This is a genomic window from Microbacterium luticellae, assembly GCF_050408645.1.
Lineage (GTDB): Bacteria > Actinomycetota > Actinomycetes > Actinomycetales > Microbacteriaceae > Microbacterium.
In genome coordinates, this window is record NZ_JBNTKE010000008.1 from 39,693 (window position 1) to 51,604 (window position 11,912).

The window sequence follows — 11,912 nt, forward strand, 5'->3', positions numbered from 1 at the left end:
TCAATCGCGAGAGCCGCTCGCAGCAGGCGCTAAGGTCGCCGCCAAAGATTGCATACGTCAGATTGGCTTAGCATCATGAAAGCGATCCCATACACACTCCGGAGCTTCATCGAGCTGGCTGAGAATGAGAACCGTCGAGGCAAGGACATTAGCCGTCTTGATCCAGATGTGAGGCGCGCGACTCGAACCCTCCGCGAACGACGCGAACGGTTTCTCGCAGAGATCAAACGACTTGAGAGGGACGATCCCGCGCGTGATGAGGTCCGAACGGCATATCGTGAGGACCGGCTTGAACTGCGTCGTGAGCGCGATCAAGCAGTCGAAGCGGCTATGCACGATGCTCTCTCTAGGTTCGAAGAACAGCTGTCCAACGACAAGTTCACCTTCGGGCTGAGGGAAGGTCCAAAGGTGGGGCCTAAGGCGACCCCCACTTACCGAACCGACGCATCGCTCGACATCGCGTACCCCGCGAAGCAAGCAGCAGACGCTGTGAAACGTGCGGCACGTATCGATTCTTCCAGCCGCAACAGCATCATCAGGGCACTCCAGGAGACCCTCGACAAGAAATACCTGCACGCCATCTACAAGGTCGATGTCCGGGAGTTCTTCGAGTCCGTGCCGCACCGCACTCTCCTGCAACGCCTCGCTGCCTACCCCGAACTGGACAGCGTCACGAGTCAGCTCATCCGGCGCTTGCTCCACGAGTACGAATCAATCAAAGGCACCGACACTGGGATCCCCAGAGGCGTCGGCCTGAGCTCACACCTCGCGGAGTTGTATCTCAGCGAGTTCGATTCCAAGCTCAAGACGCACCCCGGGGTGCTGTTCTATGCACGTTACGTAGACGACATCGTCATGGTTCTCGAAAGCGGCACTCACCTCGCAGAGGTCAAAGACCTGGTTGCATCTGAGCTGGGTTCGCTTCATCTCACACTCAACCGCGACAAAACCTTCGAGCTCATCACCGACGATGCTGGAGACTATCCGCCTGACAAGGAGATTGAGTACCTCGGATACCGATTCTTTCGTGCCGACGGACGCCTCACGACCGGGCTGACAGTTAAACGCAAGGCACGACGCTCCGTAAGGCTAGAGCAAGCGCTAAACGCCTGGCTGTCCACGTCCCCCAGTGCGGTCGACCCGAATGACGGACACAACGGACTGCTTGTCGACCGGGTGCGGTATCTCGCAGGTAACACAAAGCTGCTCAATTCGAAGAGCAACGTCGCCATTGGCCTCTATTTCTCTAATAGTGCGCTTACTCCGGATGCTGCAGAACTTGCCGAATTGGATGGTATTTTGCAAGCCTTCCTCGAGAACCACGCATCAAAGATGCCCGACAAGATGAGCGAAAGAATGGCCCAGGTCTCGTTCGTGGAAATGTTTGCGAGCCAAACATTTCTCAGGTTTCGCCAGAAACGGATCGAACAGATCATGAACGTCTGGAAGGGGCAAGTGCGATGAAGTACCGTGCCGTGAAGCGTGATCGTCTGCGCGCCTTAACATCCGAAATTATGCCATACGAAGTCCCCATTCCATTCGATATCACCCGACTTTACGAGTTCCTTCGATGGCTCAAATTCAACTGGACCGGAGACCACAAATTCACAGTTCTGAAGGCGAGGCTCGGCGAAGCGGAAAAGTCTTGGCTAGAGATCATTTTCGACCCGATTAGCCTGGGCTCAGGACAACTTCTCGATGATAAGAAGACGGTTGAGTTCGATCTCGCTGGACGTAACCGGGGCAAGAACCCTGACCTTCGACATCCCTATAAGTTTCGATCAAGACGCAACAACGGAAAGTCGCGGGAGCTGTCAGTTCCACACCCTCACTCGATGATGCAGATGGCATCCTTTATTCACGAGAACCGAGACTCGATCCTTTATTACACGAACCGCAGCAGCTTCTCGATCAGACATCCCCACAAGGTCGCACGGCTCCAAGCCAAGATGGGTTCTATCTTCGAGGGGGTCGTCGACCGTGAGTCGTATGGAGTCGAGCAATCGGACCTTGAGTATGCACACGTCTCCTCATACTTCAGCTACCGCAGATACAACAACATCAATCGCTTCTACTCATCCCCAGAGTTTCAAGCCTGCGAGCGCAAGTATCCCCACTTGATGCGGGCGGACGTATCCAAGTGCTTCGATAGCGTCTACACGCACACCGTGTCATGGGTGACCAATGGCGTTCGGGCGAGCAAGAGCAAGATGAACGAGACGAAGGAGACCTTCGGCGGCAGATTTGATCACTTGATGCAGTATCTCAACTACGCCGAGACCAGCGGGATCATTATCGGCCCGGAACTCTCAAGAGTATTTGCGGAGATAATTCTGCAGGAAGTGGACGTAAGGATCGAGCGAGAGCTGGTCAATGCCGAGCTTCTTCGTGGCACGCACTACGAGATCATGCGGTACGTCGATGATTACTTCGTGTTCCTGGCCGACCCGCATAAAGCGCCTCAGGTCGAGGAGATCCTCGCCTCACAGCTGGCAGCATTCAAACTGCACCTAAACGAACAGAAGCAACGACACTTTGAGACACCGTTACAGTCGCACATGTCGGTAGCGAAGGTCAGGATTCGAGAGGACCTCAGGGAACGGACGCAGTACGAGTGCGATCCCGATGAGGAACCGGCGAAGGCAACGCTATATTTCTCATCCGGCAAGGCGATCCTTGATTACAAGGCGCTCCTTATAGATACAAGTCTCGAGCACGGCGAACTTGCTAACTCATACCTATACGAGCTCGGTCGGCGTCGCGACAAGACGGTGCGAAAGTTTCGGAAATATCTGAGTAGGGTCGTCGAGGCTGGCGACTCCAAGGCGATCAACGCGGCACGACTACTTTTGATCAAATACCTTGTAGCGGTTCTCGATGTTGCCGTATTTATCTACTCAGGTGCTCCTTCGGTATCCCACAGTGTAAAGTTGACACGAATGGTTGCCGCTTCAATGGGAGAGCTCAAAGTAAATGAGTTTGGAAGCCTTGAGATCTACCAATTTTCTGACAAAGTTGCCCGCGAAATCATTGCACAACTCAACGCAGTAAAAGACGAAGCATCGTTTGGTGCGCATACCTTGCTCCTCCTTGACTGCCTTATATTCGTCGCTCCAAACGTCCCAGAAGAGACCCTGAGGTCCTGCCTTGCTCGTAGGAAGAAAGCAGTCAAAGATCTAGATGCATTCGGGGTCCTAACCCTGCTGCGAAGGTTTCAGGATCCGACGTCTCAAAGCGCACTTAAGCAGGAGTTGCTTGACCGGGCCAGGATCCTGATCGAAAACGGAGCGGAGCACCGCGAGTATGAAGCTGCCCGCGCGATTCTCCGGCTCAGTCTTCCTACATTCCCCGGAGCCTCAGCGAAAGAGATATCGAAGGCGATGGGCAACGGAATCTCTGAGAGGAAGGTCAAACACCTGCAGGAAGTCCGGCGTGGTCCTTCGATGTTCTCGTGGGACGCTAGCGAGAACTACTACGAACGACTACTGCTGAAGTCAACCCAGTTCGTATACTAGAGGCGCAGCCATGACGCACTCACGGAGTCTCAGACTCCTACACACGGGCGCTTGGGAGCGAGCGTCATCGAACTCCCACCAACATCCTCATACAGGCATAGAGGTCTGACAGGCGGAGGCGTCCGAGCCTCGACAAGAGGCGCGCCCTTCCCAGTGCCCCGGGGAGCATGGGGAAAAGGTTTTCTCCATGCCGTTGTCGCTGGGAGCGAAAGAATGTCTCGCCGAACTCGTGACTGACTGTGTGATCAGCTTCGGCGCGGGCGCGCATCTTCCTCAGAGCCACTCAACTACCAAGAGATAGGCACGATACTCCTGGTCGATGGAGGAAGGTATGGTGGCGCGGTGCTCTTACGCCTCAAATTGGTCGCTTTGATTCGCGCGGGAGACTGCTGCGTGAAGGAGGCTGATTCTGTCCCGGCCGGAGGCTACCAGCCCATCGGATACGACTTGTCGTCGCCGAATAGTATCCTCATTCTTGTGATGACTTGGGTGAGCTTTTGCAGCAGTGGTGGGTTCAGGCCACCTCTGCGATCGCTGCTGGCCTCGTCGTGGCTGCTGTTCTTGCGATCTTTAGCCAACATGTCAGGAACGGATTCTGGGCGCCCATTGGCCGTGCTGTTCGCTGGTTTTGTGGTCTCCGTGTCACGACCAAAAGCCGAATCGATGCGCTTCATAGAAGCGCTATCGAGTTGCGAAGACAGGAGGAGCTCACCAAGCGGCGTTTCGACGACGTTTGTGAGTTGCTCGACGTCAGACCTATACTCACCGACAGCACCATAGTGCGTGAGCGAATTGAACGTCTCCAACAGATGGCAGACCAGGCGCAGGCACATGCCAAACAGCAGATTGAGAAGAACAACTCCTTGGCTGCGCTGCAGGTAGCGCAAGCGAATCAGCATGGAGCGGAGATCGCGAAGAGGGAACGTGAGGCAGGTCGAGCGGAGGGACATGCCGAAGCGATGACGGAGATTGCGGCTCAACGCGCAGTTCCGCCACTGCGTCCTGTGTAGCGAATCGATCAGCTTGCAATCGGTGATGCTTTTGCCCTTAGCAATACACAGGACGGCGTCAGTATTAACAATGTGAGTGTTGACGCATCATCGGGTGAATTCGTGTTTGCAGGGTCAACACAAACGTGCGGTGCCTTTGACGGGAAACTGGAGTTTCGGGGCCACAAAACTGACTTCGGACGTCGTCTGGGTGTCGATTTCACGGTCAAGTGGCAGGACACGTATGGAGAATGGTGGAGTCAGACAGTGAGGATCGAACGTGAGCCTCGTCGGATGACTGTACTTTGATCACGTTGTCGCCTCTTTCGCTTTCTATCCCGCTTGGCCACAGAGCATTGCGCCGAGACTCAGCGGCCGAGGGACTGCCAAAAAGAAAGGTGCCGACTTTTCTTATTTGTGTAGCACGGAACTTAGAACGAACGATCCTGACGCGTCGATTCGTAATTCGTGTGATTTGAACCACTGGAGTGCGTCTCCTACGACGGGTTGCCAATTCTGGGCAAGATCGCCGCTTGCTACCACGATGTTCGCGATCAGAAGACGAACTGTGGCTGCGGCCACCTGGCTGACTAGAAACGTTTCCTCTCCCGCGGGAAAGTCGTCACTTGCGTCGTAGTGCTTTATTTGGCGGTAGTTGTTGGCGACGGCGCGCGCAATGCCGACTTTGGAGTCGGCAACGTCGCTCCAGTCGACATCCAGCGAAGACAGGCAGCGGTAAACATGAGTGGCCATGGTTTCAGGACGTCGACCCGGCTTGTACGTGGCGTCTTCACCGTCTTTCTGACCGAGGATCTGGCCCGCCGCTTCCAAACACATTGAGAGGCTGATCACCCGATCTTCGAGCATTGCTCTCTCCCGGCTGAAGATCGCAGCGGCTGGATGGATGACGCGCTTCCAAGTTTCGAATTCTGAGCCCCAGCGGGTGAGCCCTTCGCTGCCAATTGATGCGAGGCGACCGACGCACTTCTGCAAGGTCGCTTTCTCCACCGGCGGTCGCGAGCGTTCCCGGAAAGTACACGATGCGTAGAGCGACCGACCCGACCGAGAGTAGACGTGCCCATCGCCGGTACGTGGGTAGTATCTCTCGTCCCGGATCTCGTGACGTCGAAATGGGATGTCCGCGCCGTAGAGGATCACGAGCAGTCTGCGGATCTTCTCATGCTCGTGCATGTGGTCATCGACAGACCTTGGCGAAGTGAACGTGCTTTGCAGGACGGCCCATTCGTTGACATGGAACCCCGGCTGACTTTGGTCGGTTTGCCATGTTGAGGTGAGGCGCATCTCGGCATCACCCTGCGTCCAGGTGACGTCTTCCGTAGTTTCTACCACGGCCTCAAGGCGCTCTACAAAGCCATGTTCGTCGGTGATGCTCTCATATGTTGCTGCGTTGAACGCCGTCCAGTGCTGGAGCGCGTCCATGTGTGATTGGAAGCCCGTCACGGTGAGGCCGTCTTGTGCGTATGCTGATTGGTCCCCGCCGACGAGACGATGAGCGGACAAGGTCCCTAGGCTGACGTTCCCGTTCTCCCGATAGCCTGCCCAACGGATCCCAGCGAGTGTGAACTGGTGCCCTGCTGTCACAAAGACGAGGCATGTTGGTGTCATCTGATGGACGAACCATCCGCGGATTACATCGAAACGTTCGTCAGCACCGAAATGCAGGTACGGCACTGTGAGGCGTGCGCCCCGGTCATCAAAAGTGAGCGTGGCGGGTGCAGCTTCTGATCCACCGCCACCTCCAAAGATCATGCCGAGATGCGTGGCCTGTGTGTCTAGCGGATCGTCAGCCACGAAAATTCTCCTCTTATGCGAGTGACGTTCGGGGCGTAGCTCCGTTTGGGGTGTATCACGGTTCCATCCGCTCGAGTCGTACGTCGGCGACAGCCCGGTTGCAGCTGCTTATGCGAGATTTTGGAATTCCTGTTGCGGTCATGCGACTTTTTCCCGTTGCCCAAGATCGAGCTGGTACACGGTTACAAGGAGAGAAGCCATAAGCATGACGGCGACGACGCAGTTGCGTTCGTTGACCTGGTCCTCGCCGAGCCGGTGTGAGACGACATGCCGGGTCAGGTGAGAAGGGCGGGGCTTGCCAGACTGCGGGTCCCAGTCATCGTAAAAGAGCACGAGAGGAGCACGAGTCGCTTGCTCCAGCAGCATCGGGTATGGCGTATCCATCTTCAGAAGATGATGTTTCGCAACCCGCTGCCGGTCACTGACCCATCGCAAGGCCTCTACGATGCTGTGGGTAACTTGAACCGCGGAGATAGCCCCGACCTTCCAGAGGCCCTTTCGGCAGGCCTCGAGCGCCTCACGAGCAATCGGAAGCACAGGCTCCAGTACTGGGTCGCTGAGGTCGTCGATCCAGTATGAGCAGTCCTCGAGGATCTCCGCTCGGCGGAGAACCAGCACCTCGGAGCGCTCATCCCCGGGCGAAGCGGCGAGTAGTGCGTTGAGCACGTCGGCGCGCGGCACCCAGGCCGCAGGGATACCATCTTGGTTGACCAGTTCCATGAGCGTAGGCAGCTTTTCATCTATGTCCTCCGGCCAGTTGTCCGGAACCTGCTGCCGTCGGCTGACCGCGTCCCAATCGATTGAACGCAGCATTTCTGTGATCGGCCGCATCATCGACGTCAAATCGACTTGCGGCTGAATCGCAGCAAACCAGTCCTTCGTTATCCCACCGAGAACGTACGAATAGTCGGGCACGCTCGCAAACAGCGACTGCTGGGCAGCCAAAACCTCGGAGATCGCCGTCTTCGGCATGATCGCCTGGAGGCTGAGTTCGGAGAGTGCGCTGGTGATGTTGAGCGCAGGCATTAGGACATCGATCTTCGGTAGCATGCTTTGCGCATTGGCGATCGAGGCCAGCACATTCGCATCGATCTGGGGCATTACTGATGCGAAGTCGAATGCCGGAATGAGCACGGAGACATCGACCTTCGACATGACGGCCGTGTATGCGTCCAAGATCGACTGCGCGCTACTGGCAAGGACCGCCGGATCATGCACGATACTTCTCGGCGGCAGCTCGTTTCCATCGTCATCTGGAACGATGACGATCTTCGTCGAACTCATCTGAAACCTCCATGCTTCGTAGCGACCCCTGGATCGGGTGTCGCCATGAAGCGCGGTCTACAGGGTCACAACTCAATTTGACCACCAGCGTCCGACATCGAATAGCCGACACGCAGGATCCACACCTCGATAGGCGTGGGATTGACAGAAGGGCGGTGTGCGCGGTTCAGCCTTCGGTGCCACTGTCACCCCGGAAAGAAAGAGAGCTTCGACAGGCACGGCACCGATCTGGCGGCTATGTGAGGGAGCCCATCTCGGAGCGATCTCGCCTACCCGAAGCAACAAGTCTTTTACGAAGAGCCCGTTGAGGTGGACGCGGCCGTCGGGAGGGTGCACCGCAGGCGGGGGACTCCTGTGGAGGGTACGACTCTCGCCGCGTACCTGATCGGAACGGAGCCCGATCGCGACCCTTACATAAACCCCACGTAAACCCCTTCAGGATCTGTCGAAAGCTACCAAGAGCCGGGACCTGGTGCATGCAAACCATGCAATCCATGACGTGAAATGGGGCAGTTTGCGGGGTAGAGATGCCCAGAAAATCAAGGATCCGGGCTGAACCGTCTACCTGGGGGTCAGGGGGCGCAGGTTCAAATCCTGTCAGCCCGACGCAAATTCAAAGCGGGGCCCCAGACCGCAGGAGGCTCCGCGCGCCGCCGTTCTCGATAACGTGACTTGTTTCGTTTTCTTGCAGCGTGTGGAGGGCGGCGTGGGGACTCAGCCCGACCAGTACAGGCTTATTCAAACCTTTGGACCGAATAGAACTGCCTGGTTTTGAAAGAGGACCTTCCGCGGAATCGCGGGAGGTCCTCTTCGTTTTGGTCGAAGTGGTTGCTTCGATGTTGAGTCGGGCTTGAGCGCAAGTCGTGTAGTGCTTCGTTGATCTCCGTGCGTTGCGAGTCGATCTTGACGTTTCGGTCGGTGACGTGGACGTCGAGGCGGCTAAAGAACGCTGTCGGTAGATCGCGGCGAACGTTGCTGGGTAGTTGCTTGTAGAGACTGCCATGGTCTTCAAGGAGGTCGACGAATGCGTAGGCCTTTTCGACACCTTGGAACACCGAGCACTTCACCGGGCTACGCGAAGCCCGCATTGTCTCGCTGGCATCCACCATCGACGACGTCTGAAATGGCATCGTCACCCACCACCCATGTGGCAGTGATTGCTCCAGCTTCGAGAGTTACTTGCTTTCGGCTAGGGCGGTCGCCGCCTCTTTTATCATGTGCTCATGAGATCTGCGCAGACACGCGCTCAACGACGACCGGAAGGTGCTGCGGGACGATCAGCTCGACGGCCTGGGCATATTCCGACCGCCACCCGAACCCGCATGTTCTCGTAAAACTGTTCGGTGTCTATTCTGAGTTCGAGTGCTTGTATTTGAAGTTTATTCGACCAGAGGATCCAAGGCCGATCGGGCTCATGCCACGCTTCAAGTACAAGGCCAAGGGTGGCCTCATTAACAGAGTCCCGCGTCCATTGCAGATGTGTCGCTCCTTGTCCTCGGAGGCATGGCTGATGGGGGCTTTCATGGCGTGGTGGTTTCTTTCAATGACGGTTCCTTTGAGTGGAACGTCTGCCTAGTGAGGGTTCGCAACAGAACCGATGCTGGTTCAAGGCTGCCGAGTTACGCCTCGAAAGGGCGATCACTAACTTCTGAGCTCCACTGCCACGAAGTGAACGCCGAGAGCGGACATGCCGTTACAAGTATGTAACTATGAGTTTTATTGGCCACCCGTTTGCCTTTGTGGACATGGCGAGGCTTCGGAGGGAAGAAACCTGTTCTATCGACAGGGACATGACCAGCGTCATATCTAGGAGTTGACCGGACTGGTCCCCAGCGACGAAGGTTCATTCTGGAAATCCCCATTGATGTGTTGCATGAGCGGTTCAAGCGCGAGCGTGAAGAGCGAAGGAACCGCCGCTAATCGCTCTTTGACCCGGCACGCTACTCGGTCGCTCTACGATGCGAACTTTGGTCAGCGAGGTCGCAAAACTCCCGAGGGGTTACTCCCGGATGGACCGCTCGGGATCCTGGTAGTGCAGGCGTTGGAGAACCGCTCACACAGTACAAATAATCCCAGAGTGTGATTTTGTGTTCTGAATGTGGAGCTCAATTTGATTCGCGGCGATTTCAGCATATGTATGGGTCACAATCCACAGATGTTGGTTCGCCGAGTCGGGGCAGATAACGTCGCTTTGGAAAGCTTCCTTGGTCTGTTGCAAAAAATATCTTTGACTCGCAACGATCGGCCACCCGTGCAGAGTTACTCCTCAAGACTGTGCCATGGATCGAGAGTAAATATCGCCGCAATCGGCGACAAGTCGTGCTGCGGTAATTCGCTCCGATCGAGTACAAGACCATCGTGAGAAGCACAATCGACTTGGCTGCCTAGCAACAGAAACCCGAGTCGACTAAAGCATCAGCTGACCCTGGTCAGCTGAAAGGGTCTCAGGTAAAAATAGCTCGAATTGGGGGAGGGATTCAATCAGCGTTGATGGTCTCGATCGCCACTGCGTGTGTCAATCAATGACTGTGGGACAGTTTTCGTGCTTGCCTCTGGGCCGGAGTGCCACGTAGCATTTGGCATGTTGTGGCTCACAGCGCTGAAGAAATTATCATTTATGGACTTGCGGAAGGTATGTGCAATTGTTGACGCCCAGCTATGGCTCTGTAGTTTTTAGACACTTGACTCACGAGCCTGAGACAAGTCGTGAATAAACATGATGAAATAGTCCAACATGCTTAAGGTTCAAATTTGTCGGGAAGTATCATGATTGGTTCTCATTCACCGGACAATGTACTTTTGTAGCCATGCATTTATCATTTCAAAGTTGCATATCGGTGTCTGTAATCAATGAGTCTCTGCTCGGTTCTTGATGAAGTGTATAAACGTAGAGGAACAATGTGATCGAAGAATATAAGGGTGACATAGACCGACGTGCCCTTCGGGATCAGGTGTACGACTCCGTGCTTCGGATCCTGTTCGCAGGCGAGGTCGAGCCGGGTGAGCGGCTCTCAATCGAGACGATCGCTCGGGACTTGCAGGTTTCTCCTACCCCAGTGCGTGAGGCGCTGGTGCATCTGGAGCGAACCGGTCTCGTCATCCGCGAGGCACTCAAAGGGTACCGGGTGGCGCCGCCTCTTAATCGACAACAGATGACGGAGCTCTTCGATGCGCGTCTGATGCTCGAGACGTTCGCTGCAGAAGGTGCCAGCGGCGATGCGCCCACCACCGCCCGGAGCCTCAGCGTCGCGCATCGCAATCACGTGCGCATCGCTGACGAGATCGTGCGCCGACATGAGCAGAGGGAGCGTGCGCCACTGAATGTGACGCAAGCATATTTCAAGGCGGATGCTGATTTTCACGCGGTCATGTTTAAGAGGGCGAATAACCGCTACGCGGTCGAAATGTACGCCCAGTTGGATGCACTTAGGCATCGCATGAGGCAGGCGGTGCACACAGGCCCCGCCGATGTTCGTGAGGCGGTGGCGGAGCACGCGGCCATCCTGCGTGCGTTCGAATTGGGTGTTACGGGAGACATCGTTGCAGCAGTGGCAGCGCACATCAACGGGGTGCGGACGCGCGCCCTCAACGAGCTCGATGCCGAGGATGAAACGCGCTCTGACTAGCCGTGGCTTGACTCCTGTGTAATTCTTGCTACCTTTCCTATAGGAAATAGTCCATTTGCAAGGGAGCAATATGGCTGACTATGTAACCGCCTACATCGGCAGTGATCAGTGCGCCCGCATCTTCCCGAGTGTCTACGCTCCGGGCGACATCGTCCGTGGGGCGGCTCGCGACCCGGCGGAGCGTCGGTGGGGCATAGGGGTCATTGGACGCCCACGGCGGCGGCCGCATAGTCGGCCTGTTATGGGGGACTGCCCCGCACAGCGGTGGCACGTTCTGGAAGAGGCGCTACTAGGCGACGAAGTCACGGGCTGTAATGCTGATCGGTCACCTGCAAGCTCGGCCCGGACGAGACCACCGTGAATGCGATATCGCCAGGCTCCATCGACATAGACATTATGAGCGGCACCCTCATACAGAGGAACGCAAGCAGGCGCTGCCAGGCGACGGCGTGTTGTTCCACGTCGGATCAACACATGACATCGCCGCCGCGAAGATACCGGGCTCGTGACGCGGTAATCCTGAACTTGTATTGAGCGCGGAATCGGAACAAAGGAGTTTCTATGGTGGAGAAGTTGAAGCAGACGTCAGCGATTCTGGATGATCGTTTCGTTACGGAAAAGAAGTTCGTGTCGATGCGGGGAATTACGGCTGCGGCGCGTCATCAGTTGAGTGATTCGGCGTGGGA

General features: G+C 56.2%; 7 protein-coding genes. 3 read left to right on the forward strand and 4 right to left on the reverse strand.

Annotated elements, in window-relative coordinates; genetic code table 11:
- The first annotated feature begins 75 nt into the window (after positions 1–75).
- On the forward strand, positions 76–1,464 hold the full coding sequence (drt3a, locus tag ACQUSW_RS13650; RefSeq protein WP_428932861.1) for an antiviral reverse transcriptase Drt3a: 1,389 nt from the start codon (positions 76–78) through the stop codon (positions 1,462–1,464).
- On the forward strand, positions 1,461–3,515 hold the full coding sequence (gene drt3b / locus ACQUSW_RS13655; protein WP_428932862.1) for an antiviral reverse transcriptase Drt3b: 2,055 nt from the start codon (positions 1,461–1,463) through the stop codon (positions 3,513–3,515). Before drt3a ends, drt3b begins: the two co-directional genes overlap by 4 nt.
- A gap of 425 nt (positions 3,516–3,940) precedes the next feature.
- On the opposite strand, the gene ACQUSW_RS13660 is transcribed toward drt3b, so the two are convergent.
- The 4 genes from ACQUSW_RS13660 to ACQUSW_RS13675 form a co-directional block, all read right to left on the reverse strand.
- On the reverse strand, positions 3,941–4,495 hold the full coding sequence (locus ACQUSW_RS13660; RefSeq protein WP_428932863.1) for a hypothetical protein: 555 nt from the start codon (positions 4,493–4,495) through the stop codon (positions 3,941–3,943).
- Between the two features lie 420 nt (positions 4,496–4,915).
- Positions 4,916–6,316, reverse strand: coding sequence for an ApeA N-terminal domain 1-containing protein (locus ACQUSW_RS13665; RefSeq protein WP_428932864.1), 1,401 nt, complete (start codon positions 6,314–6,316; stop codon positions 4,916–4,918).
- Positions 6,317–6,454: 138 nt separating this feature from the next.
- Positions 6,455–7,600 carry a hypothetical protein gene (locus ACQUSW_RS13670; protein ID WP_428932865.1) on the reverse strand — a complete coding sequence of 382 codons (1,146 nt, stop codon included), beginning with the start codon at positions 7,598–7,600 and terminating at the stop codon, positions 6,455–6,457.
- Between the two features lie 734 nt (positions 7,601–8,334).
- Positions 8,335–8,730 carry a hypothetical protein gene (locus tag ACQUSW_RS13675; protein WP_428932866.1) on the reverse strand — a complete coding sequence of 132 codons (396 nt, stop codon included), beginning with the start codon at positions 8,728–8,730 and terminating at the stop codon, positions 8,335–8,337.
- A gap of 1,770 nt (positions 8,731–10,500) precedes the next feature.
- Here ACQUSW_RS13675 and ACQUSW_RS13680 point away from each other — a divergent pair.
- Complete coding sequence (locus tag ACQUSW_RS13680; protein WP_428932867.1) at positions 10,501–11,226, forward strand: GntR family transcriptional regulator; 726 nt, start codon at positions 10,501–10,503, stop codon at positions 11,224–11,226.
- Positions 11,227–11,912 lie beyond the last annotated feature (686 nt).

Coding starts and splice junctions, on each gene's coding strand:
- drt3a (WP_428932861.1), top strand. CDS start 76: ATGAAAGCGATCCCATACACACTCCGGAGCTTCATCGAGCTGGCTGAG.
- drt3b (WP_428932862.1), top strand. CDS start 1,461: ATGAAGTACCGTGCCGTGAAGCGTGATCGTCTGCGCGCCTTAACATCC.
- ACQUSW_RS13670 (WP_428932865.1), bottom strand. CDS start 7,600: ATGAGTTCGACGAAGATCGTCATCGTTCCAGATGACGATGGAAACGAG.
- ACQUSW_RS13675 (WP_428932866.1), bottom strand. CDS start 8,730: ATGCCATTTCAGACGTCGTCGATGGTGGATGCCAGCGAGACAATGCGG.